General features: G+C 70.5%; 25 protein-coding genes. 3 read left to right on the forward strand and 22 right to left on the reverse strand.

Annotation, left to right across the window (positions count from 1 at the left end; translation table 11 throughout):
• The first annotated feature begins 116 nt into the window (after positions 1-116).
• Positions 117-710, forward strand: a complete 594-nt coding sequence (locus ACNTMW_RS27490) for a tyrosine-type recombinase/integrase (RefSeq protein WP_426636846.1) — start codon at positions 117-119, stop codon at positions 708-710.
• Between the two features lie 46 nt (positions 711-756).
• Here ACNTMW_RS27490 and ACNTMW_RS27495 read toward each other — a convergent pair whose 3' ends face one another.
• From ACNTMW_RS27495 to ACNTMW_RS27505, 3 genes are all read right to left on the reverse strand, one after another.
• Entirely contained in the window at positions 757-1,011 is a 255-nt protein-coding gene (locus ACNTMW_RS27495; protein ID WP_426636760.1) for a Smr/MutS family protein, read from the reverse strand.
• A gap of 311 nt (positions 1,012-1,322) precedes the next feature.
• A complete protein-coding gene (locus tag ACNTMW_RS27500) occupies positions 1,323-1,676 on the reverse strand; it encodes an STAS domain-containing protein (protein ID WP_426636761.1) in 354 nt (117 codons plus the stop codon).
• Positions 1,677-1,807: 131 nt separating this feature from the next.
• Positions 1,808-2,794 (reverse strand): phosphotransferase family protein, encoded by a 987-nt coding sequence (locus ACNTMW_RS27505; RefSeq protein ID WP_426636762.1) that lies wholly within the window; start codon positions 2,792-2,794, stop codon positions 1,808-1,810.
• A gap of 66 nt (positions 2,795-2,860) precedes the next feature.
• Here ACNTMW_RS27505 and ACNTMW_RS27510 point away from each other — a divergent pair, with 66 nt between their 5' ends.
• A complete protein-coding gene (locus ACNTMW_RS27510) occupies positions 2,861-3,037 on the forward strand; it encodes a hypothetical protein (RefSeq protein WP_426636763.1) in 177 nt (58 codons plus the stop codon).
• Positions 3,038-3,180: 143 nt separating this feature from the next.
• Here ACNTMW_RS27510 and ACNTMW_RS27515 read toward each other — a convergent pair whose 3' ends face one another.
• Entirely contained in the window at positions 3,181-4,098 is a 918-nt protein-coding gene (locus ACNTMW_RS27515; RefSeq protein ID WP_426636764.1) for an aminoglycoside phosphotransferase family protein, read from the reverse strand.
• Between the two features lie 190 nt (positions 4,099-4,288).
• Here ACNTMW_RS27515 and ACNTMW_RS27520 point away from each other — a divergent pair, with 190 nt between their 5' ends.
• On the forward strand, positions 4,289-4,690 hold the full coding sequence (locus ACNTMW_RS27520) for a VOC family protein (protein WP_426636765.1): 402 nt from the start codon (positions 4,289-4,291) through the stop codon (positions 4,688-4,690).
• Positions 4,691-4,694: 4 nt separating this feature from the next.
• Here the strand turns inward: ACNTMW_RS27520 and ACNTMW_RS27525 are convergent, their stop codons facing one another.
• The 18 genes from ACNTMW_RS27525 to ACNTMW_RS27610 all read right to left on the reverse strand — a co-directional run bounded on the left by ACNTMW_RS27525 (position 4,695) and on the right by ACNTMW_RS27610 (position 21,643).
• A complete protein-coding gene (locus ACNTMW_RS27525) occupies positions 4,695-5,657 on the reverse strand; it encodes an amidohydrolase family protein (protein ID WP_426636766.1) in 963 nt (320 codons plus the stop codon).
• A 32-nt stretch (positions 5,658-5,689) separates the two neighbouring features.
• Positions 5,690-6,577, reverse strand: coding sequence for a fumarylacetoacetate hydrolase family protein (locus ACNTMW_RS27530; RefSeq protein WP_426636767.1), 888 nt, complete (start codon positions 6,575-6,577; stop codon positions 5,690-5,692).
• 4 nt (positions 6,578-6,581) lie between these two features.
• Positions 6,582-6,989, reverse strand: coding sequence for a RidA family protein (locus ACNTMW_RS27535; RefSeq protein ID WP_426636768.1), 408 nt, complete (start codon positions 6,987-6,989; stop codon positions 6,582-6,584).
• Positions 6,990-7,016: 27 nt separating this feature from the next.
• Positions 7,017-7,532: a cupin domain-containing protein gene (locus tag ACNTMW_RS27540; protein WP_426636770.1), complete on the reverse strand. Its 516-nt coding sequence runs from the start codon at positions 7,530-7,532 to the stop codon at positions 7,017-7,019.
• Positions 7,525-7,896: a cupin domain-containing protein gene (locus ACNTMW_RS27545; protein ID WP_426636771.1), complete on the reverse strand. Its 372-nt coding sequence runs from the start codon at positions 7,894-7,896 to the stop codon at positions 7,525-7,527. The genes ACNTMW_RS27540 and ACNTMW_RS27545 overlap by 8 nt, the downstream gene beginning before the upstream one ends.
• An 11-nt stretch (positions 7,897-7,907) precedes the next feature.
• Positions 7,908-9,518 (reverse strand): FAD-dependent monooxygenase, encoded by a 1,611-nt coding sequence (locus ACNTMW_RS27550; RefSeq protein ID WP_426636773.1) that lies wholly within the window; start codon positions 9,516-9,518, stop codon positions 7,908-7,910.
• Positions 9,515-10,606, reverse strand: coding sequence for an Ldh family oxidoreductase (locus ACNTMW_RS27555; protein WP_426636774.1), 1,092 nt, complete (start codon positions 10,604-10,606; stop codon positions 9,515-9,517). The genes ACNTMW_RS27550 and ACNTMW_RS27555 overlap by 4 nt, the downstream gene beginning before the upstream one ends.
• 49 nt (positions 10,607-10,655) lie before the next feature.
• The gene (locus ACNTMW_RS27560) at positions 10,656-11,393 is read right to left on the reverse strand and encodes an SDR family NAD(P)-dependent oxidoreductase (protein ID WP_426636775.1); all 738 of its coding nucleotides are present in this window, start codon (positions 11,391-11,393) and stop codon (positions 10,656-10,658) included.
• Positions 11,390-12,121 (reverse strand): GntR family transcriptional regulator, encoded by a 732-nt coding sequence (locus ACNTMW_RS27565; protein WP_426636776.1) that lies wholly within the window; start codon positions 12,119-12,121, stop codon positions 11,390-11,392. Before ACNTMW_RS27565 ends, ACNTMW_RS27560 begins: the two co-directional genes overlap by 4 nt.
• Before the next feature lie 50 nt (positions 12,122-12,171).
• Positions 12,172-12,984, reverse strand: coding sequence for an ABC transporter permease (locus ACNTMW_RS27570; protein ID WP_426636777.1), 813 nt, complete (start codon positions 12,982-12,984; stop codon positions 12,172-12,174).
• Positions 12,981-13,748 (reverse strand): ABC transporter ATP-binding protein, encoded by a 768-nt coding sequence (locus ACNTMW_RS27575; protein ID WP_426636778.1) that lies wholly within the window; start codon positions 13,746-13,748, stop codon positions 12,981-12,983. Before ACNTMW_RS27575 ends, ACNTMW_RS27570 begins: the two co-directional genes overlap by 4 nt.
• Before the next feature lie 16 nt (positions 13,749-13,764).
• Complete coding sequence (locus ACNTMW_RS27580) at positions 13,765-14,754, reverse strand: ABC transporter substrate-binding protein (RefSeq protein WP_426636780.1); 990 nt, start codon at positions 14,752-14,754, stop codon at positions 13,765-13,767.
• Between the two features lie 670 nt (positions 14,755-15,424).
• Positions 15,425-16,522 (reverse strand): hypothetical protein, encoded by a 1,098-nt coding sequence (locus ACNTMW_RS27585; RefSeq protein ID WP_426636781.1) that lies wholly within the window; start codon positions 16,520-16,522, stop codon positions 15,425-15,427.
• A 4-nt stretch (positions 16,523-16,526) separates the two neighbouring features.
• Positions 16,527-17,633: an SPFH domain-containing protein gene (locus tag ACNTMW_RS27590; protein WP_426636782.1), complete on the reverse strand. Its 1,107-nt coding sequence runs from the start codon at positions 17,631-17,633 to the stop codon at positions 16,527-16,529.
• A 231-nt stretch (positions 17,634-17,864) separates the two neighbouring features.
• Positions 17,865-18,356 carry a hypothetical protein gene (locus ACNTMW_RS27595; protein ID WP_426636783.1) on the reverse strand — a complete coding sequence of 164 codons (492 nt, stop codon included), beginning with the start codon at positions 18,354-18,356 and terminating at the stop codon, positions 17,865-17,867.
• A 356-nt stretch (positions 18,357-18,712) separates the two neighbouring features.
• Positions 18,713-19,474, reverse strand: coding sequence for a class I SAM-dependent methyltransferase (locus ACNTMW_RS27600; RefSeq protein ID WP_426636785.1), 762 nt, complete (start codon positions 19,472-19,474; stop codon positions 18,713-18,715).
• Between the two features lie 241 nt (positions 19,475-19,715).
• The gene (locus ACNTMW_RS27605) at positions 19,716-20,405 is read right to left on the reverse strand and encodes a response regulator (protein ID WP_426636786.1); all 690 of its coding nucleotides are present in this window, start codon (positions 20,403-20,405) and stop codon (positions 19,716-19,718) included.
• Positions 20,402-21,643, reverse strand: a complete 1,242-nt coding sequence (locus tag ACNTMW_RS27610; protein WP_426636788.1) for a sensor histidine kinase — start codon at positions 21,641-21,643, stop codon at positions 20,402-20,404. The genes ACNTMW_RS27605 and ACNTMW_RS27610 overlap by 4 nt, the downstream gene beginning before the upstream one ends.
• Positions 21,644-22,012 lie beyond the last annotated feature (369 nt).

Genomic DNA, 22,012 nt, shown 5'->3' on the forward strand with positions numbered 1-22,012 from the left:
GTCGACCGCCGACGGGCAGAACAAAAGAGCGACCCGGAGATCCGCCGCTGTCTCAAGCGCTACACCGCGCGCCGACTGTTCCGGTTGATGGAAACCGCCGCAGCGCTTGACAGGCCATAGAAGCGTCGAGCGGAGCCCGACAATCAACACGAGGCGTTGTCCGGTCTCGGGACGTCGACTCCGAACGCCGGGTGTTGCACGTCGCCCGGCAGATCAAGATGGTGCGCGGAAAGCCGATCTTCGCGTTCCCTAAGGGCGGCGAAATCCGTGAGGTGCCGCTGCCGGACTCGGTGATCCGGCGGCTGGAAGCTCACGCCGAACAGTTCCCGCCGATCCCGATCACGCTGCCGTGGGGTAGCTCGACCGGGAAGCCCAGAACCGTGATGCTCTACCTGTACACGGCCGATCTGCAAACGGTGAAGCGCTCCGGGTTCAACCAGACCGCGTGGAGGTCCGCGCTGGCGGCCACCGGGATCGAGGACAGCCGGCGCAACGGCATGCACGTACTGCGGCACACCTACGCCTCGGTGCTGCTGGACGCCGGCGAGAGCGTCAAGGCCCTCGCCGCCTACCTCGGGCACGCCGACCCCGGCTTGACGCTGCGCACGTACACCCACCTGCTGCCCACCAGCGAGGACCGCACCCGCCGCGCTATCGACCGGGCGTTCACCGACGGCCCGGACGAGCGTGCCGGCCTGGAGACGGCCTAGAGCGCCTTCGGAGGACCTCCACCGCAGGTCAGGGCCGGTTTAGGCGTCACTTCCACTTGAAGTGCACGAACAGGCGCCCGAAGTTCTTGGAGTCCTTCTCGACCCGGTGGTACAGGGCCTTGATCTCCTTCTGGTCCAGGAACCGCAGGACCCGCTTCTTGAGCTGGCCTGACCCCTTACCCGGGATGATCTCCACGAGGGTGGCCTTCTTCGCGACCGCCTCGGCGATGATCCCGTTCAACGCCCGCTCGATGTCGTCGTTGCGGTTGTAGATGTCGTGCAGGTCGAGCTTGAGCTTCACGTGCCTCCCTCCGGCATCAGCCCAGCGTACGTGTGGCGTAAAACCGTTGCGGGTCGTCCGGGCACCTCATATGGTTGGCGTACACGTGAAGGGAGGTGGTCCAAAGTTGTGTAGTGCTTGGACTCGTGAGGTGACTGTCCGCTAGTCGCCGTCCTCTGGCTTTTCGTAGCCGAACCGTACGGCGGCTCGGCGAATACCAGGCAGTTACCCGACCCCCGGGGTCCGGCCGTTGTCCAGCCGGTCCGTGCGACAGCGCGGAACCCCGGGGGTCGTCCTATTCCGCCACTCCCCACGCCTGATCTCCGGGCTCGCTACGCCTGATCTCCGGCCGCCAGCACCTCGTACACGCCTGTGACCTCCAGCACGTTGCGGACCGTGCCGTGGCAGTTGCACACGCCGAAGCCGGCCCCCCGCTGCCGGGCCGTGTGGTACCCGGCGATGAGGGCGGCGATGCCGCTCGAGTCAAGGAAGCGCAACGGATCGAAGTCCAGCAGCAGACCGCCGACGCCGGGCTCGTCGAGGACCGTGGTGATCGCGTCACGGAGCTGGTCGACCGTGCCGATGTCGACCTCGCCGCTGACGATCAGACGGATCACGCCGTCGCCGGCGGTCGACCGGGTCACGCCCAACCGCCTCGACCCCATACCGCTGCCCACGGCACTCATCGACGCTCCTCGTACGGCCCAATCCGGCTGGCGAATCGTTACGGGCGGAACAGTACCGGCTCAACCTGTGCGCGCTGCGTCATTCGATCGGGTGCGTTTCCACCACAAAGGAGACTTCCACAACGGAGACTTCACAGCGCGCTCAGCAGCCCGTCGAGGCGGCCGCGAAGGTCCGCCAGGAACGCGTCGTACCCCTCCCCGGCGTATCCCCGCGTCGGCCCCTCGGTGAGCATCAGCAGGTACAGGTACGCGGTGTACAGGGTCAGCCTGGTACGGACGGCGCCGTCCAGCCGGACCGGGTGACCGGCCCACGCGGCGTACCCGTCGATCAGGTCCGGCAGTTCGGCCACGTCGCGCAGCAGCGCAAGCGACACGAACTCCGCGTACGGGTCGCCGTAGAACGCCCGCTCACCGTCGATCAGGCCGGCCACCCCGAGGTCCGGCTGGATCAGCACGTTGCCGTCCCAGAGGTCGAAGTGCACGAGTACCGGCCGGTCGACCTCGTCGAGGACCGCGGCGTGGCGGTGCACCGAGGCGGCGACCCGGTCGGCTGGTACGCCCAGGTCGACGCCGAGGCGCCGGGCGTCGGCGAGAATGTCGTCGACCATCGCGAGGAACGAGATCCGCCAGCGCGGCGAGCGGGTACGGCCGTCGCGGCGCAGGTACCCGAACGCCGGCCCCCGTACGGTGTGCAACCGTGCGGCGATCCGGCCCAGCTCCCGGCGTATCCCGGCGTCGGTGTCGGGGGTCAGGTCCGCGGCGAGGTCGGCGAGCCGGCCGCCCGGCAGCCACTCCACGAAGACGTACTCGCTGGAGATCAGCGTCCGGCTCAGGTCGGCCGCGTACACCTCCGGTACGGGTACCCCGGCGCCCGCCGCGCTGCGGTAGAACAGCGCCTCGGCGTGGATCAGGTCGGCCTCATAGGTCAGCAGTTCCAGCTCGGGCGGCGGCGCGACCTTGAGCACGCTGCGCCGGCCGTCGGCGAGCGTCACCCCGTACACCGCGTTGAACGTCCCGCCGGACAGCTCCTCCACACCGGTCACGCCGGCACCGAGGGACCGGCGGGCCAACTCGTCGATCGTGGCCTCGCCCAGCCGGCGCTTGGTGATGCTGTCCACATCGATGATCGTCCCGGCCGGCCCACCGCGCCGGCAATCCCCCGGGCCGACCGCTGCTCGGCGGCGTTGCGGAGCAGGTCGTACCCCGACGCGGCGCACGCGTCCCTGTCCGACCAGCTCGGCTCCGGCTACATAGTCGTCGACATGCAGTCAGCCCCGGCCACGGCCGACGTGCTGCTGGTGCCGCCGATCAGCCCTCAGCTGATCGGGCAGCTCGAGATCGAGCCCCCACGCAACGGCTGAGGCTCAGCCGAACGATGACGATGCGAGTGCCAAGCCCGACCCGCAACCGCGCAGTCCAGTTCAGGCCCCCAGCGTCCACGGTGGTTCTGTAGTGTGCGACGTCCTCTCGCCGAGCTTGTCCTACGGCCGCGAAGACTTGAGCGCTAGGCGCGGGTCGCAGCGAGCCGTTCCAGGGCTGCGGCCGCCGGCGGAGCCCACGTGGTTTTCCCGCCGGGCCGGCCATGGACTCCGTTGTCGCCGATGAGCAGGCACGCGAGTGCCTTGCCCAACGCGCAGCCGCGAGCGCGGCGCAGAGTCGCGGCATCAGCACCCGGCGAGTAGGCCTGATGGAAACGGTCGATAACCCCGTCGGGCAGAAGCAGCCAGCCGCCGGCCAGGTCCCAGGCCGGGTCCCCTGCGCACATGTCGCCAAAGTCCACCACGCCGCAGAAGTTGCCGTCACTGGTCAGAACATTCGCCGGGTGCAGGTCGCCGTGCAGCCATGTCGGCGGACCGATCCAGGCGGGCGCGGTCACCGCATCATCCCAGACCTCGCGCAAGGCATCCGGGTCGGAGATCAACCCCCGCTCGGTTGTCTCCGTCAGCATTTGCGCGACGCCCTGGCTCACAGCGGCCAGTGGCCCACCTCGGCGGTGCCGGCCCACAGGTGCGTCGTCAGGCGCGGGCTGATGTAAGGCTGTCAAGAAAGCTGCCAGGAGTTCGGCTGCCTCGGCGCCGCGCGTCGCAGGGGCGCGGTCAGCAGGTTCACCGGCGACCCAGGTGGTGACGATCCAGGGGCGCGGGAACCGCTCCGAAGGCCGGCCCAGACGCTGCGGAACAGGAATCGGCAGGGGCAGGCGCGGCGCCATGGCCGGCAGCAGGGTGTGCTCCTTGAGGAGCAACTCGTCCTCGTCCAGGGTGTGCCAGGCCAGCCGGACCGCGAGGTCGTCACCGAGCCGCCACAACTGATTGTCCCAGCCAATGGCACCAAACCTCAGCGGCAAGTCCGCCAAATCGGGGTGCTGTTCGCGGAGCAACTCGACAATCAGATCCGCAGTGATCTCGATTTCGGTGCTCGTCACCGCAGCGACTCTATCGCTGTCGCGCCACAGGCGTTGCTCAGGGCTGGGAGCCGCGGGGACAAACATGTCCACTTTCGCCACTGCCTGACACAGGTTCACGCGAACATGTGCGGTTTGGAGTACGCCTCGTCGGAGGCGGTCGCGACGGAGGCTTTCTCCTCGCGTTCGGTGAGCACCTTAATCTGAGTGGATGGCGTCCTTCATCTCCCACACCACCGTCGACTGTCTCGATGCCTACGCCTTGTCGTCCTGGTGGCGGGATGTACTGGACTACAGCGAGGACCCGGACGACCCCAACGAGCCCGGCCACGAGGAGTGCATGATCCTCTCTCCGGACGGACGGCACCGGTTGCTGTTCATCGAGGTCCCGGAGCGGAAGCAGGTCAAGAACCGGCTCCATCTCGACCTGCGCCCCCGCGAGGGTACGCGCGACGAGGAGCTGGCGCGGCTCGTCGCGCTCGGCGCAGCCCAGGTCGACGACCGGCGCAACCCCGACGGCACCGGGTGGGTGGTACTCGCCGACCCCGAGGGGAACGAGTTCTGCATCCTGCGCAGCGAGGCCGAGGTCGCCGCCACCCGCACGGACGCCTGATCGCTCATACCGTCCGTGCGGTGCGGCCCAGGGCGGCGGCGGCGTTCCCGGTCGCCACCTGGATGCGCAGCGCCGCCGGGAGGTGGTCGACCAGGGACTGCGGGTCGTCGGTACCCATGGGGAAGGGCCAGTCACTGCCGAGGACGAGCTTGTCCTCGCCGAACGTCGTCACGGCCAGATCGACGACGGCCGCATCGTGGGCGAGGCAGTCCACCCACAGCCGCCGTACGGCCGCCCGCGGGTCTTCGACCTGCCGGACCAGCCCCGGGCGGGAGGTGTCCACGCCGCGCGTCCAGCGCCCGACGACCGTGGGTACGCAGCCGCCGCAGTGCACGAGCACCACCCGCATACCCGGGTGGCGCGTCAGCACGCCACCGAGTACGAGCTGGGCGGCCGCGACCGCCGTCTCCACCGGGTTGCCCAGGAGGTTGGCCAGGTACATCTCCTCGAGCCTGGCGTCGGGTGAGGTGCCGGGATGCAGCAGCAGCATGCGGCGGTCGGCCGCCAGCAGGTCCCACAGCGGCTCCAGGTCGGGCGAGGCCAGCGAGACCGACGCGCCGGCGGCGGATCCGACCACGCCCGCCCAGCGCGGTTCGCCGCGTACCCGCAGGTACTCGGCGCAGGCCGCGTCCGGATCCTCCAGCGGGAGGTAGGCCAGGGGCAGCAGCCGGGCGTGCGCGCCGGTGGCCGCGAGCAGGCCCTCGTTGAGCAGGGACACCCACCGGGGACGCACCCCGGCGCCCAGGTGCTGGCGGAAGAACGGCGGGGGTACCGACACGGCCGCCTCGTCGAGCCCGGCACGGTCGAGGTAGTCGCACAGCGCACCGGCGTCGTAGAGCGGCCGGGGGCCGACGGCGTGCCCGTCCAGGACGAGCTGCCCGTCGCGCTCGGCGATCCCCAGTACGGGATCGAGGTGCGCCGGGTCCACCACCGGCGCCAGATGCGCGTGCATATCTACTTTGGACACCGCTGCCCCTCCTCGTCCGGGGTTCGCCCCACTCAACTCAGCACCGTCCGGCTCACCCGGTTGCGCAGCTCGCCCAGCCCGCTCACCCGGGTGACGACGGTGTCCCCGTCGGTCAGGAAGACCTGCGGCGTACGGGCATTGCCGATGCCGCTGGGCGTACCGGTGAGGACGACGTCCCCGGGCCGCAACGTCATCCCCCAGCTCAGCTCGGCGATGATCTGCGCGCAGTCGAAGGCCATCTGCCTGGTGTCGGCGTCCTGCAGCAACCGGCCGTTGACCTCGCACTGGATCCGCAGCCCCACGGAAATGTCCACCTCGTCGACGGTGGTGATCCAGGGCCCGAGCGGCATGGTGGCGTCGATGCTCTTGCCCTTGAGCCACTGCCCGCCGTGGGCGCGCTGCAGGTCCCGCTGGGAGACGTCGTTGACGACGCACAGGCCCATGACGTGCTCCCAGGCCCGGTCCTCGGGGATGGAACGGCCCTCGGTACCGATCACCAGCGCGACCTCCGCCTCGTAGTCCCACTTCTGGGAGATGGCGGGGTCCCAGGCGATGTCGTCGTAGGGACCGATGACCGTGTCGGGGCCCTTGGTGAAGAAGGTCGGGTGTTCCGGCCGCTCCGGCGGGTCCTGCCCCTCGCGCAGCCCCTTCGACTCCTCGAAGTGGTCCCAGTAGTTCCAGCCGGTGCACAGCAGGTCCCGGTTGAACCGGGTCAGCGGGGCGCCCAGGGTCACCGCCGACGCGTCGACCACCGGTGCCGTCCCGACCGCCGTGGCGGCGGCGGCCAGCGCCCGGCCGCCCCCACGGACGATGTCGTCGACGGCGCCCAGCTCGTCGGGGAGCAGCGCCACGGCCGCCCCGTCGTCGATCACGGCGACGGCGCGCCAGACCCCGTCCACCTTCGCCCGAGCCAGTTTCATCCGGTCACTCGCCTTCGGCAGCGAGGACGGCGATGGCGTTGATCTCGATCAGGTAGTCCTTGTTCACGAACTTGGACACCTCGACCATGGTCGACGCCGGGGCACCGCCGGTGAAGTACTGCCGGCGCACCGCGTGGATCGCGTCGAAGTCCTCCATGTTGCGCACGTAGACGTCGACGCGGGCGATGTCGTCGAGCGTGCCTCCGGCGGCCTCCACGGCCGCCTTGAGGTTCTGGCAGACCTGGTGGGTCTGGGCGGAGATGTCACCGACCCCGGTGACGCCGCCGCTCTCGTTGCGGGCCGTCATGCCGGAGATGAACAGCAGACGGCCGCGCGCCTCGGCGACGGTGGCCTGGGCGAAGTGGCCGTTGGGCGGTGCGAGCCGGGGGGACACGACCTGGGACTTGGGCATTCTCGTTCTCCTGCGGGTTACGTGCGTTCAGCGGGCGTCGTCGGGGCTGGAGTACCACTCCGGCTGGGTGGGGTAGTGCGGCCCGTCGTAGACCTCCAGCAGCACGGACTCCTCTTCGGCCAAGGTGGGCCCGTGCAGGCTGCCCTTGGGGTTCCAGTAGAAGGAACCCGGGGTGAGCGTGATGCCGGTCGGGACGTAGGTGTAACGGCCCGACAGGCAGAACATGAACTGGTTGGAGGCGTGGGAGTGCCGCGACGGGATCCCGCTGCCCCGCTCGAACCGCACGAGCGCGATCGACGCCCCGGTCTCGTCGTCGCGCCAGAGCATCTTGTGCGACAGGCCGGCGAGGGTCTTGTCCACCCACGCCAGGTCACCGGTCTGGACCATGATCTCGCGGAACCGGCCCAGCACCTCACCGTCGGGACCGGCGACGTCCCGCTCGCGCGAACGGTCGGCCGTCTCACCGGAGTACGCGGCGGGTTCGGACAGGTTGGCGGCCCACTCCGCCTCGGTCATATCCCCGGTCGGCCCGTTCTCAGCCACGGTCGCCCCCTCCGGTCCGGTTCTCGCCGAGACACTTGAGCTCGACCAGCCGGGAGGTGTAGATGGTGGTGCCGCGGTTGGTGAGCATGTGCACCTCACCCGGCTCGCGGTAGACGACGCCACCGGCGGGCTCGTGGACCAGGCGCGGCTCGCCCCCGGTGAGCGGGTCGATGCGGTTGTCCGCCTCCTGCACCGCGATGACCAGGTACGGGTTGTGGTGCTCGTGCCAGGGCTGCTGCTGCCCCGGCTCCAGGGTGATCTCCCAGACCCGGACCTCGTCGTTCTCGAACACGACGCGCTGGCCGACGTCACCGAGGACGATCTGCGACCCGTCCGGTCCGGTTACCACATCTCCACGTGCCATGTGACTCTCCTTTACCGAAGGTGGGGGTTGGCGGTCGCGGTCGCGTCGCCGAACGGCGTCCCGACGATGCGCCGGTACATCGCCGTGGCGACGTCGCCGACGGCGGGCCCGTACGGCGCGATGGCCGCGACGTGGCCGTCCGGGCGCAGCAGCACCACGACGTCCCCGGTGATGCCGAACCGGCGGCGCACCCGGTCGCCGGGGTCGAACAGGGCCTGGCCGCGCAGTCCGGAGTCGTGCGGGGCGTCCCAGCGGCTGACCACGAAGTGCCGCAGCGGCGCCGAGGAAGCCGGGATGACCGGGCGCCGGCGGGTGTCGGTGAAGTACAGGGCGACGAAGGCGTCCGCGGTGAGATCGTGCAGGTGCACGGCACCGTGGGGACCGAAGAGGGGAAGATCGGGGGCACGGTCGCCGGGGCGCACGGGCGCCGGGACGTCGCCGGTCTTCACCATGGACCAGTCGCCGGCCCCCTCGACGTCCAGGGTCACCCCGAGCAGCGCCCGGGTGTAGACGTTCCCCCAGTCCCCGGCGGTCATCGCGCCCGCCAGGTCGGCGCGGCGGCTCATGTACGCGCGGGCCGCCTCCGCCATCTCCCCGGAGCCCTGGACGGCGACCGGTTGCTGCTCCGTCTCGTACCCGTCGAGCAGGGACTCGTCGGCCCAGCCCCGCAGCACCCAGGCGAGCCGCCAGGGCAGGTTCGACGCGTCCAGCACCCCGGTGTTGAGGCCGAGTGCCCACATCGGGGTGATCAGGTGGGCGGCGTCACCCATCAGGAACACCCGGCCGTCACGCCAACGGCCGGCCACCCGATGGTGGACGCTGTAGACGTTGGTGCCGAGCACCTCGAGGTCGTCCACGTCGCCGATGAAGCGCCTGGCCTTGTCACGCAGCTCGTCGCGGGTCGGCTCGGCCTGCCCGGGAGGCAACGGGTAGAGGAAGCGCCAGCAGTGCGGCTGCCGGACGAGGATCATCCACTCGGTCGGGTCACCGAAGTACGCGAGGTAGGGGTAGTCCCGCGGGTTGCCCACGTCGAGGTCGGCGCGCAGGTCGACGAGCATGTAGCGCTCCTCGAGCGTCCGGCCCTCCACCGTGATGCCCAGCTGCTCGCGGACCTGGGAGCGGCCGCCGTCGCAGGCGAGCAGGTACCGGGCCGGGACGAGGCGCTCCCCGTCACCGGTGGCCAGGCGCAGCTCCACGTGGTCGTCGCGCTCGGTGAAACCGAGCAGGCGGTGCCCCATGTGCAGCGCCCCCGGCGCCTTGCGGTCGAGGACGTCCCGCAGTACGGGTTCGAGTTCGTGCTGCGGGATGTTGATGACGAACGGGAACCGGGTGTCGTCGGTGAGGCAGTCGGTGCGCAGGGTGAGCGTCGGCTTGTTGGTCTCCCGGTCCAGCTCGCCGATCTCGTCGATACGCAGGGACGCCGCGAGCACCTCGTCCACCGCGCCGTAGCGCTGCAGGACCTCCAGCGTGCGGGTGAGGATCGTGCCGGCCTTCGTGTCCAGGGACAGCTGCTGGTCCTCTTCGAAAACCACGACCGGGACGCCGTAGTGGGCCAGTCCCAGGGCGGTGATGAGCCCGACCGGGCCGGCACCGACGATCGCGACGGGAAGTTCGGTGTTCACGAGGCCGCTCCGGCGGGCTGGGGCTGGTCGGTTGGTGGCAGCACGACCTGCAGCGAGTCGGCCGTTTCCTGCAGCGCGCGCAGGACGGAGCGGTCCACCACGACCCCGTCGGTCGCGGACACCGCGTACCGTTCCTGCTCGAGCTGGCCGGGCAGCAGCACCCGGTCGACCCCGGGCGCCGCCGGTGATTCCGTGACCGATCGCGCCAGTTGCTCGACGCGGTCGGCGAAGTCGCCGGGATCGCCGAACGCGGCGGTGTCGAGGGCCAGGAAGAAGTGCGCGCAGTCGTTGACGGTGCCGGTGTCGGCGTACAGACCCTGGACCGCGGCGCCGAACGCCCCGCCCGACAGCACGCCGGTGAGCACATCGACGATCAACGCCAGGCCGTAACCCTTGTGCCCGGCGGCGGGCAGGAGCATGCCGGCCAGGGCTGCGACCGGGTCGGCGGTGGGGCTGCCCGCCGCGTCGGTAGCCCACGTCGACGGGATGGGCCGGCCTTCCGCCGCGGCGATTCTGATCTTGCCGAGGGCGGCTTCGGACAACGCCATGTCGAGGATCAGTGGCTCGCCGTGACGGGGGATGCCGAAGGCGATCGGGTTGTTGCCTACCACGGCCCGGGCGCCACCGGGGGCCGGCATGAGGGGCCGGGTGTTGGCGGCCGCGACCCCGATGCAGCCCTGCCGGGCGGCCGCCTCGACGTAGCGGAACGCGCCGCCGAAGTGGAAGGCGTGCCGCACGACGACCACACCCATACCGAAGGACTTGGCCTTGGTGACGGCCATCCGCATGGCCTGGTCGCCGCTGAGCTGACCCAGCTGGTGACGGGCGTCGAGAACGGCCACCGCGCCGTGGTCCGAGACGACCTCCGCGGTGTCCGCCGTGCTCACCGAGCCTCGCCGCAGCCGCTCGACGTACATCGGGACCAGCATGACGCCGTGCGACGGGATGCCCCGCCGGTCGGCGTCGACCAACGACTCCGCGACGGTCCGTGCGGCCGGTCCGGCCAGCCCGGCCGCACGGAAGATCGCGTCGGCCGCATCCACCAGCCAGGCGACGGTGATCCTCTCGGGAGGATGTACGCCTTCCATCAGTTCTCCTCGTTCAGTAGTCCGCGACGGCTCAGCAGCCCGCGACGGCTCAGTAGTCGGCGAGCCGTTCGAAGACCCGTTCGCGGGTCAGCTGCGAGCCGGTCATGCTGGCGGCGTCCGACAGCAGGAACAGCAGGGGCCCGACGACGTCCTCCGGCGCACCGATCCCGGTGGTGCTGCGCCAGTGGTTGAGGTCGGCGCCTTCGTTGGCGGCCCGGAACTGGGCGGTGTCGATCACGCCGGGGGCCAGTACGTTCACCCGGACCCGGTGCTCGGCCACCTCGGCCGCCAGGGTCTTGGCGTACCCGATGAGCGCGGCCTTGCTGGCGATGTAGCCGGCGGCGCCGGGGAAGCCGGTCAGGGCCATCCCGGAGGTGAACACGACCACCGAACCGCTGCGCCGGGCGACCATGTGCGGCACGACCGCCTGGCAGACCCACACCACGCCGTCGAGGTTGACGCCCATCACCCGCGACCATTCCTCCGGCGGCGTGTCGAGCACCGGCGTGCGCGGCTGTACCGCCGCCCCGGCCACCAGGCCGTCGATGCGCCCGTACCGCTCCAGCACACCGTCGATGGCCCGGAACACCGCCGCACGGTCGCTCACGTCGACGGTGCACAGCTCCACCTGCGGGGTGTCCGCCAGGGCCGGCGCCTGCTCGGCCACGTCCAGCACCACGGCCCGGGCACCGGCGCGGGCGCAGGCCGTCGCGATCGCGGCGCCGATGCCCTGGGCCCCTCCGGTCACCACGATGACGTCGCCGGTGGCGTCGAACGTCGCCTTCACGAGCGGGCCTCCCCGCGCAGCTTCTCCGACGCCTTCATCCGGTCCTTCATCGTCCTGGTGATGCGTTCCATGGCCCCTTCCAGATGACGGCACAGTGCGGCCTCGGCCTCCGCCACGTCGTGTGCGACGCACGCGTCGAGGATCGCCTGGTGTTCGCAGCGCATCTGCTCGAGCCGGGCCGGTGTCAGGCTTCCGGCGAACCGGTAGCGCTCGTAGTTCTCCCAGACCGGCTCGATCGCTCTCGGCAACCACACCGACCCGCTCCCCCGGTAGATCGCGAAGTGGAACTCCGTGTGCGCCCGCCGGGCCGCCACCTCCTGACCCGACTGGGACAGCCGGGCGTGCTCGTCGAGAGCGGCCACGGCGGCCTCGGCGTCCGCCGCCGTGAACCGCTCCGCCGCCATCCGCACCGCCAGCGTCTCCAGGGCCAGCCGGGTCTGGTGGGTGTCGAGCAGATCCTCTTCGGACAGTTCACGCACCCAGGCACCCTTGTGGGGAATGATCTCCACCATTCCCAGCGCCTCGAGCCGGCGCAGCCCCTCCCGTACCGGCATGTTGCTCATGCCCAACTGCTCGGCGAGCTCGACCAGGCGCAACGGCGATCCGGGCGGCAGCTCCCCCGACATGATCATCTGGTGCAGTTCGGCCGCCGCGGTCTCCGCCAGGGTTCGATGGCGCGGCCCGGCCACGTCCGGCGAGAGCCCTCGGGCGTTCCTCACCTTTGCCATGGCGTGTCCCTTTCGATTCGAGTCGGTCCGCAGCGACGCCGGATGTCGGGTCACTGGTTCTGCTCCGCCCAGGGAAGCAGACGGCGCTCGAGGGCGACCAGACCGTAGAAGAGCGCGATGCTGATCACTCCCAGCAGGACCATCGCGGCGAAAGCCAGACTCGTGTCCGCGCTGGCACCGGACTGCACGATGACGTAGCCGAGTCCCGCGTCGGCCCCGACGAACTCGCCGATCACGGCGCCGATGACGGCCAGGGAGATGGCCACCTTCAGGCCCACGAACACCTGCGGCAGCGCGTACGGGAACCGCACCTTGAGGAAGGTCTTGCCGGACGATGCCTTCAGCGACCGGACCAGCTCCACCAGCTCGGTGGGCGTGGACTTCAGGCCGGTGGCCGTCGAGATGACGATCGGGAAGAAGCAGACCAGGAAGACCATCACGACCTTGGGTAGCTGGCCGAAGCCCATCCACACCACCAGGATGGGCGCGATGGCGATCTTGGGTATCGAATTGACCGCCAGCAGCAGCGGGTAGATGGTCCGTTCGAGCAGCCGCGAGCTGGCGATGACGATCGCGATAGGCACGCCGACCAGCACCGACAGCCCGAAGCCCTCCACCGTCTCCACCAGCGTCACCCAGGTCTGCTCCAGGAGGTAGCTGCGCTGCTCGGCCAGCGAGCCGGCGATGTCGACCGGCGACGGCAGCAGGAACCGGTCGATGTCGAAGACCACGGTGGCCAGCCACCACAGACCTATGACGACGATCCCACCGGCCGTCGGCAGGGCCCAGCCGGAGATGCGGCCGCGCGCGACCGCGGACCGGGAACGCGAGCCTTGCCGGGTCGCCTCCAGTACCGCCATCATGCCGTCCTTTCCGGCTGGGCCATGAGCAGCTCGTGCAGCTCCGCGCTGCACCGGGCGACCTCGTCGGCGTGTGCGTTGTGCCCCAGCGAACGCGGCCGGGGAATGTCGATGTCGACGATGCGGCGCAGCCGCCCGGGGCGGGGGCTGAGCACGACCGCCCGGTCGGCCAGCAGCACCGCCTCGTCGATGGAGTGGGTGACGAACAGGATCGTCGTCGACTGCTCCATCTGGATGCGCTGCAACTCCTGGGACAGCTCGGTGCGCGTCAAGGCGTCCAGTGCGGAGAAGGGCTCGTCCATGAGGAGGACCTTCGGCTCCTGGATCAGCGACCGGCACAGCGAAACCCGCTGCTGCATCCCGCCGGACAGCTCGTGCGGCAGCCGCCGCTCGAAGCCGCCCAGACCCACCAGCTCCAGCAGCTCGTGAGCCCGCGTGGTGGACTGCTTGCGGTCGAGGCCCAGGATCTCCACCGGCAGCAGGACGTTGTGCAGCACCGACCGCCAGGGCAGCAGGGCCGCACGCTGGAACATGAAGGCGACGTCCCGGCGGGGCTCGGTGACCTCCTGGCCGGCGACCAGGACCCGGCCCGACGTGGGCCGCTGGAGACCCGCCACCAGCCGCAGCAAGGTGGACTTGCCGCAACCGGACCTGCCGACCAGCGTCACGAACTCGTTCTCGCGGACCTCCAGGTCGATCGCGTCGAGGGCGTGGACGGAGCCCTGGCTCCCCTCGAAGACCTGGCTGACCCCTTCGATACGGATCATCTCAGCCTCGATGGAGTTACTTCGCGCCGGGCGCGAGGGAGAAGCTGACCACGTCGTCGGCGGGCACGCTCTGCTTCAGCGAGCCGGCCTCGACGAGAAGCTTGACGATCTTCTCGACCCGGTCCCGGTCGACGCTGCCGATCTCCCCGGCCGCGCCGCTCCTGGGCTTCACGTAGGACGCCATCGCGGTGACCTCGGCGGCCGCCACCTGCGCGTCCTGGGTCGGCTGGTACTTCTTGAGAATGGTGCCGGTCTCGTCCGGGTGCTCGATGGAGTACTTCAGGCCCTTCAGCAGCGCCTCGTTGAACCGCTTGACCACGTCCGGCTTCTCGCTCGCGAACTTCCTGGACGTGACCAGGGCGTTACCGTACAGGTCCGGCACGAGGTCGCCGTAGGGCAGCACGACGGCCTTCTTGCCCTTGGCCGCCTTCTCGATCAGCGGCTGGCCGACGACGAACTGGCCGATCCCGTCCACCTGGCCGGCCACCAGCAACTGCGGCAGGGCGGGGGGCGCACCCGGCACGAACTGCACCTTGGATGCGTCGATGCCGGCGGCGCGCGCGTAGACCGGGAACATCACCTGGTTGGTGGAGCCGGGCTGGTCGCCGATCTTCTTGCCCTCGAGGTCGGCGGGCTTCGTGATGCCCTGGCCCTCCAGGCTGATGATCGCCGCCAGAGAGCTCTGGTGGATCATCGCGGTCGTGGTGACCGGCAGCGACTCGTTGGCCGCCGTGATGACGGTGGTGGTGAAGTCCCCGATGCCGAAGTCGGCACGGCCGGAGGCGATCAGCTTGAGCACGTCGACCGTGCCCGTACCGGGCTTGATGTCGACCTTCAGCCCCGCCTCTTCGAAGTAGCCCTTCTCCTGGGCGACGTAGGCATAGGCGTCGCGCCCGAACGTGTTGAAGGACGTCAGGTAGTTGACGTTGACCACAGGCTGCTTGCTCGCATGCCCGCCCGACTTGGCGTCGCTGCCGCCACCGCAGGCCGCAAGTCCCAACGCCACAGCAGCTAACGCTGCCACACCGATCCCGTACGAACGCTTCACGGTTGCCTCCTTCAGGGGAGTTTTATCAAATGTCAAATATCTTCTTGCGTCAAGAGACACTAACGGCTGAAACCGTCAGGTGTACGGATCCCGGCCACTCGGGTACCGGCGACGCTCTGACCAGGCACTCATCGCCACCAGTCGCCAGCGCCCACGCCGTCGCCCGGCAACCAACCGGTCAGCCTGTCGGCCGGTCGGCTGTCGCCCGGTGGCCGGTCCCCCGGTCGGCCGGTCCCCCGGTACCACTCGTGGACGGTTGGCGGTCTCCGCAGGGTCGCCACGGAACCCGCACCACCCGCACCGCGGTTGTCGACCGTGAGAAGCAGCGAAGCCCAGGTCAGTGACCTGGGCTTCTCGAGTGGAACCGCCTGACGGAACCGAACCCTCGACCTACGGATCACGAGTGCCACCGGTCGGCTTCGACACCAGCGTCAGGTCCGGCCAACATGGTCGCTACCGGCAGCTTCTTTGACGTGAAGGTACCGGCAGCCCGACACGTTCCAATCGGTTGTTCTGGCGAGCGTCCTCTGTGGTGAGTTCGCGGAACCTGTGGTGCTGGACGAGCCGCTGAAGAACGCTGCTTAACCGGCTTCGATGATCAGCAGGACAGACCCCGGGCCCCGCAGCATCAGCCGCGGTATCGCAGGTACAGCAGGATGATCGCGGTGATCGCCACCAGCGCGGCCAGCACCGCCATGGTGATTTTGACGGCGCTGTACGGGCGCTGCCCCACCACCTTGCCGGTACGCCCGTTGACGAGCACCTGCCAGGTGCGGCCGGCGTACAGGTAACACGCGATCCACACCGGCAGCAGCATCAGCTTGAACGTGATGGTGAAGTAGCTGGTGTTCACCGTATGTACCCGCTGCTCGTCGCCGCCGATGTCGCGCCGGCAGTCGCCCTCGATGACCGGCGCCATCCGGGCCTTCGCCGCCTCCAGGCCGGCCTCCGGCTCGGTGTCGTAGCGCAGGGTGCGGTACCCGGCGAGGAAGTCCGGCTGGTACGGCTCCGCGTCCTTCAGCGGCCAGGGCGCGAGCCCGTCCAGTTGCTTGCCGGTCACGTGTCCGGTGGCGGGCACCAGGACGTCGTCGAAGTCGCGCTGCACCGTGCCGCTCGCCGGCCACCACCGGGTCTTGCGGACCTGGCGGGTCTTGGTCACCGTCTGCCCGTTGACCGTCTCCGTGTAGGTCTCGGTCACCCAGTAGTACTCGCCGCGCTCGCCCCGGTAGTGGCTGACCGTGTGGCAGTCGTACGTCCAGTGCGGCAGGTAGGTGCCGGCCGCCGACTCCGTCTCGGTCACCTTCTTCAGCCGGGACGGCGCGAACCAGCGCGAGGACACCCAGCGCCGTACCGCGGTGCGCACGCCGGCGCGATCGACGGTGAACGGCAGCACCGCCTCCGGGGCGACCTGGTCGCCCGCCGTCGTATCCGCGACCAGCGGCGCGCCGCAGAACGGGCACGCCTGCGACAGGTCGTCGCTCTCGGTGCGCGCCCCGCACTTCTGGCACGCGAAGACGTACTTGCCCAGCGACGCCACCGGCTTGTGTGGCAGGGCGGTGAACTCGGCGTACGAGTGCTCGCGCACCTGCCGGCCGGTGTCGGCGACGCGCTGGGAGTATCCGCAGTACGGGCAGCGCAGGACGTCCGTGCCCGGTTGGTACTCAAGGCGGGCGCCGCACCCCGTGCACGGGTAGGAGTGCGACACCGGAGCCGTCTGGTCGCTCACCGGATCAGGTCTGCGGAAGCGGCGGCGGGCCACCGAAGACGGCCGTCAACTCGGGTACCTGCTGCGCCGGTGCCCACGCAGGCATCCCCGCCGTCCAGACCAGCGTCGTCGGGGTCAGCGTGCCGCTCGCCACCTGCGCGGCCAACTCGGCCAGGTCGAACGGCCCCCGCTGCTGGCCGCCGACGCCGATGTACCACTGCTGCTGCACCGGTAGCGGCGGCGGCCCCGCGGGCGCAGCGGGGGCGGCCGGCGCCCCCGGCGCGGCGGGCCGGTTGAGGCTCGCGGCCATCTGCTGTCCGACCGCCATACCCAGGCCCAGGCCCATTCCTTCACCCGCGCCGCCCGGGTTGCGCGCCGCCTCCTCGATCGCGTTCGCCGTCTGAAACCGGGTGTACCGGTCCAGATCGCCCACGATGCCCATCTGGGTGCGCTTGTCGAGGGCCTGCTCCACCTCCGGCGGCAGGGAGATGTTCTCGATGATGAACTTCGGGATCTCGATGCCCACCGACGCGAGGTCCTCGCTCAGCACGCCGGCGAGGCGGTCGCCGATCGCCTCCTGGTGGGCTGCGATGTCGAGCACCGGCACTCCGGCGGTGGCCAGCGCGCCGGCCAGCCGGCCCACGATCATCTGCCGCAGGTACCCCTCCACCTCCTCGGTGCGGAACTGCTGGTCGGTGCCGACCAGTTCGCGCAGCAGCTTGGCGGGGTCGATGACGCGGGCGGAGTAGGCGCCGAACGCGCGCAGCCGCACCGCGCCGAACTCGGCGTCCCGGACGATGACCGGGTTCTGGGTGCCCCACTTCAGGTCCGTGAACTGCCGGGTGTTGACGAAATACACCTCGGCCTTGAACGGCGAGTTGAAACCGTACTTCCAGCCCTTGAGGTCGGACAGGATCGGCAGGTTGGCGGTCTCGAGCGTGTACATGCCGGGGCCGAAGACGTCGGCGATCTGGCCCTCGTTGACGAAGACCGCCGCCTGCGACTCACGGACGGTGAGCTGGGCGCCCATCTTGATCTCGTTGTCGTGACGCGGGAAGCGCCAGACGATCGTGTCGCGGCTGGCGTCGAGCCACTCGACGATGTCGATGAACTGGCCTCGGATCTTGTCCATCAAGCCCATAACGGCCTCCCACGGTGCCCCGGCGTGTTGACCACGCCGGGCACACGATAACAATCACCGGCAATGGCCGAGAGCAGGTCACGCCACGGACCGTCGACTTCGGTACGGCCACGTAGGCTGGACGGCGAGGTGTGGAGGTAAGCGGTCGCAATGGCTCGCGGTGTCAGGTCCGCACGACCAGGACGTGCGGCGTGGACGACGGGGTGAGCGGCTCCGGCGCGGTCACCGGATGGCGGTTGGAGCCGGTGTGACGGCGGGGGCGATCATCCGTAGCGCGATGACGGCGTTCTGCGCGGCGAAGCTGACTGCCAGGGTGCACAGCAGGGCGCCGAGGCTGGCGGCCTCTGGGTGGCCGGCTACCCGGTCGACCAGGTAGAACAGGCCGCGGGCGACGAACAGCACGCCCCACAGTGCCAACGTGAGCTTCGAGCCGCGCCGCCACCAGATGCCCTGCGGGTCCTGCCAGACAGCGATGGTGCGGCCGCGCCACATCCCGAGCGCGGCGGAGACGGCCGCGCTCAGCGCCAGCAGCGCGATGTCGGCGGCGCTGTGCCATACCGGCGCGGTCATTGTCCGGAGCCCGAAGTAGGCCAGGATGAGCGGCGCGAGCACGAGCAGCCGTGGCTTGACCTGCTGCAGCCGGATCTGCCTGGCGAGGATCCAGGCGACGGCGGCGACGATCAGGACGAGGTCGGCGGCGGAGTTCACGGGCATCGGGGTCTCCTTGAACACGAGGGGGACGCCGAGAAACGGTAGGCACTCCGGACGGCGTGGACATCGGCGCGCAAGTGGAGACCAGATAGCGCATGTCTCCACCCCTGGGTGGAGACATGCGCTGGCCAGAGGCCACCCGATCGGCCCAGCGCCGGTCGGGCCGCAGCGTCTCCGCCGCGGGCTTCGGCGAACGCGCCCGCTACCGGCATCGTCCGTAATGCTCCGGCCTTCAGGCCGGGGGTGAAACGGACCCTCCCGCGTAGCGGGGCGGAAATGGGCGAGCGCCTCGGACCATCCGGGCCGAGGCGCTCACTCATCTCCGGAACTGCCCTCCGTCATGTGCGGAGGGCGGTCCGTCACGGAGCCGGTTTACGGGCGAGGACGACCCGTACAGGAGGCCACATCATCGGGGTCGGGCGGCTGCGCGTCACGTCGACCAGTCCGGCCGCCCGCGCGTCCTGCACGTACTGGTCGGTCTTGGCGAAGTCGATGACGGCCAGACGGCCACCGGGCCGGAGCACGCGGGCGGCATGGGTGATCGTGGCGCAGCGCTTGTCCCGATCATGAATGTTGTGGATCGACAGGCAGGCGAGCACCACGTCGGCCGAGGCGTCCGGCAGGGGCAGCGCGCTGATGTCACCGGTGACGACGCGGACCCGGTCGGCGACGCCGAGCGTCTCCGCGTTCGCCATGAACCGCTCCGGCCGGGAGCCCGCCTGGTCCACCGAGCGCCACAGATCGACACCGACCCCCGTACCGTCGGGCGCGCGCAGGAGCGCACCGAGGAGCATCAGCCCGCGACCCGTGCCCAGGTCGACGACGTCCTCGTCACCACGCAGCGCCAACCGGTCGAGGACCCGGTCCCGCAGCACGATCTTGCCGCGTAGCGAGCTGTGCAGCATCGCGGCCGCGGTCAGCCAGCCGAAGGCGAAGAACCCGATGCCCGGACCCAGCAGATGCGCTCGCGTGAAGGCGGTCAGCAGCAGGAAGACCGTGCCGAGGACGCCCGCTGCCACGAATCCGCCGACGACCGGTGGGGCGTCGATGCCGTACGCGACCCTGCCGGCCGGGCGCGCGCCATCGGCGGTGCCCGAGGACACCCGAGGTGGGCGTGACATGGTTCCTCACATCTGACCCGCTGGCGCGGGACTCTCTCGACGGACATCGGCGTCGCCGATGGCTGACGGCCCCTCAGACCGCTGGCCGCAAGCAGCGCCGCGTGGTCGACACTGACCCGCCGGGCTCGCCGCTGACCAGCGAATATACATGATCGAATAGCTACGGTAGGGAATCTCCTCCCACCTGGTCACGCAACCCGGCCGGTTGGTGGGGTCGGATCGCGACGTCCGGGGGTGTCGGTCAGGCGGTGACCCGCCCGGTCCGGTAGGCGTAGCCGACCAGCGCGGCCCGGTCCCGACACCCGGTCTTGGCCAGCAGGTGGTTGATGTGGGTCTTCACCGTCGCCTCCGAAACGAACAACCGGCCTGCGATCTCGGCGTTGGAGTGGCCCGCGGCGACCTCGATGAGCACCTCCACCTCGCGGCTGGTCAGCCCGTCGTCGACCGTGGCGGGAGCGGCCGGCTCGGCCACTCCCAGCTTCGCCCCGGCGGCCAGCGCCTCCAGCAGTCGCCGCTGTACGGACGGGTCGAGCTGGGCCTGGCCGGCGGCCACGGTGGTGATCGCCTGTTGGATCTCGTCGGCGCCGGCGTCTTTGGTCAGGAAGCCTCGGGCGCCGGCCTGCAGCGCACGGAACACCCAGTCGTCGTCGGCGTAGGTGGTCAACACCACGACCCTGGCCCGGCAGCCGCGGTCGGCCAGTTGCCGGGTCGCCTCGACGCCGTCCACCGCGGGCATGTTCAGGTCCATCAGCACGATGTCCGGGTCGCCGGTGAGCGCCTGGCGGACGGCGTCGGCGCCGTCGACGGCGGTACCGACCACCTCGATGCCGTCGAGCAGGCCGAGCAGCGTGGCCAGCCCGTCGCGCACGATCTTCTGGTCGTCGGCGATGAGTACGCGGATCGCGGGCATGACCGGCGGCTGGGACGTCATGAGTGTGCCTCCTGGGCTTGCGGTGGAACCGGTTCCGCTGTGGTGGTGGGGATCGGCATGGTGAGGGTGACCTGCCAGCCGTCGGCGGTCGGCCCGGCGTCCAGCCGGCCGCCGGCGAGCGCGGCGCGCTCGGCCAGCCCGGCCAGGCCGTAGCCGCCCGACGGCAGACCGGCGGTGACCCGGTCGCCGCCGGCGTCGGTAACCGCCGCGGTGAGGGCGGTATCGGTCCAGGTGAGCGCGACAGCCGCGGTGGCACCGCGCCCGGCGTGCTTGGCCGCGTTGGTGAGCGCCTCCTGCACGGCGCGGTACACGGCGAGACCGGACTCGCTCGGCAGCGGCCGCGGTGCGCCGGTGACGGTCAGCGTCACCGGAAGGCCGGACAGCCGGGTCTGCTCGATCAGGGCCGGCAACTGCGCGGGGCCGGGCAGCGCCTCCCCGCGCAGGGTGGCCACCGCGCGCTTGGCGTTGACCATGCCGTCACGGGCCAGCCGCTGGGCGTTGGTCACCTGCTCGGCCAGCCGCGGGTCGGCGCCGGTGCGCTCGGCCAGCAGCCGCGCCCCCTCCAGCTGTACCGCCAGCCCGGACAGGGTGTGGGCCAGCACGTCGTGCAGCTCGCGGGCCAGCCGGCCGCGCTCGGCGAGGACGGCGGCCTCCTCCCGTGCGGCCCGGGTGGCGGCCTCCTGCTCCAGCAGGGCCTGCGAATGGGTGTGCGCGTCGCGGGACACCGCGGCGAAGGCGGCGGCCAGGTACAGGAATCCGGCTGCCGCGGCGAGGCCGAGGACCGCGCCCAGCGGATTGGCGCTGCCGCGGGCGTCGGCCCACCCCGCGGCCAGCAGGATCACCGCGACGGCGGCCAGGCCCGGCCGGCGGGGCACGCCGAAGCCGAGGCCGGCCATCGCCATGCAGATCATCACGATGCCCGGGCCCGACGGGTGCAGCACGTCGAGCCCCGCCCCGGCCAGTCCGGTGCCGACCAGCGCGGCGGTCAGCACCGGCACCGCGGTGACCCGGGGCAGCAGCGCCAGACACCACAGCGCCAGACCGACGACGGTGACGGCGACGGTGGCGATGCCCGCTACCGGCCCGGCGGGCAGTCCGGCGGCCACCGTCGCGATCGCCACGGCGCCGGTGGTGACCCAGCCGGCCAGGTGTACCAGACCGTGCAGGTCCGACGCCGCCGCGGACGGCCCGCCGCCACGCGCGCTAGCCGGCCGCCGCAGCCGGAGCAGGGCCCTCATCGGGCCGTCATCAGAAGCGCCGGGGCGGCCAGCGGTCGAGAACACGTCCGGCACCTGGCGACGGTGCACGGCGGGGCGAAGCGTTGATCGACGGTCATTGGATCCTCCTGGCGAGTGTCGCCGGATGTTCGAGCAGCAGGGGAAACGGTAGCCAGCAGGCTTGGTAACGCGGCGGCGGTCGACAGACACGGCTCCACAACGGGGCACCAAACCCCGGTCACCAGACCGTAGGCAGCGCGCCGGAGCAGGCACATCGACGCACGGGTGGATCACGGTCAGCGGTCTCCACCCACGGGTGGAGACCGAGCCCTGGTCGAGATCCACTCCCACGCCGATGGCCGGCGGCCGCACCGCTTCTAGCGTCGATAC

Origin of the sequence: Planosporangium spinosum (assembly GCF_049999945.1) — a bacterium.
Lineage (GTDB): Bacteria > Actinomycetota > Actinomycetes > Mycobacteriales > Micromonosporaceae > Planosporangium > Planosporangium spinosum.

Bases quoted from the DNA above. Each gene is read 5' to 3' on its own strand.
- ACNTMW_RS27575 (WP_426636778.1), bottom strand. From the start codon at position 13,748: ATGATCCGTATCGAAGGGGTCAGCCAGGTCTTCGAGGGGAGCCAGGGC.
- ACNTMW_RS27565 (WP_426636776.1), bottom strand. From the start codon at position 12,121: ATGGCAAAGGTGAGGAACGCCCGAGGGCTCTCGCCGGACGTGGCCGGG.
- ACNTMW_RS27555 (WP_426636774.1), bottom strand. From the start codon at position 10,606: ATGGAAGGCGTACATCCTCCCGAGAGGATCACCGTCGCCTGGCTGGTG.
- ACNTMW_RS27590 (WP_426636782.1), bottom strand. From the start codon at position 17,633: ATGGACAAGATCCGAGGCCAGTTCATCGACATCGTCGAGTGGCTCGAC.
- ACNTMW_RS27500 (WP_426636761.1), bottom strand. From the start codon at position 1,676: ATGAGTGCCGTGGGCAGCGGTATGGGGTCGAGGCGGTTGGGCGTGACC.
- ACNTMW_RS27530 (WP_426636767.1), bottom strand. From the start codon at position 6,577: ATGAAACTGGCTCGGGCGAAGGTGGACGGGGTCTGGCGCGCCGTCGCC.
- ACNTMW_RS27600 (WP_426636785.1), bottom strand. From the start codon at position 19,474: ATGTCACGCCCACCTCGGGTGTCCTCGGGCACCGCCGATGGCGCGCGC.
- ACNTMW_RS27610 (WP_426636788.1), bottom strand. From the start codon at position 21,643: ATGAGGGCCCTGCTCCGGCTGCGGCGGCCGGCTAGCGCGCGTGGCGGC.
- ACNTMW_RS27520 (WP_426636765.1), top strand. From the start codon at position 4,289: ATGGCGTCCTTCATCTCCCACACCACCGTCGACTGTCTCGATGCCTAC.
- ACNTMW_RS27545 (WP_426636771.1), bottom strand. From the start codon at position 7,896: ATGGCACGTGGAGATGTGGTAACCGGACCGGACGGGTCGCAGATCGTC.
- ACNTMW_RS27570 (WP_426636777.1), bottom strand. From the start codon at position 12,984: ATGATGGCGGTACTGGAGGCGACCCGGCAAGGCTCGCGTTCCCGGTCC.
- ACNTMW_RS27535 (WP_426636768.1), bottom strand. From the start codon at position 6,989: ATGCCCAAGTCCCAGGTCGTGTCCCCCCGGCTCGCACCGCCCAACGGC.
- ACNTMW_RS27595 (WP_426636783.1), bottom strand. From the start codon at position 18,356: ATGCCCGTGAACTCCGCCGCCGACCTCGTCCTGATCGTCGCCGCCGTC.
- ACNTMW_RS27605 (WP_426636786.1), bottom strand. From the start codon at position 20,405: ATGACGTCCCAGCCGCCGGTCATGCCCGCGATCCGCGTACTCATCGCC.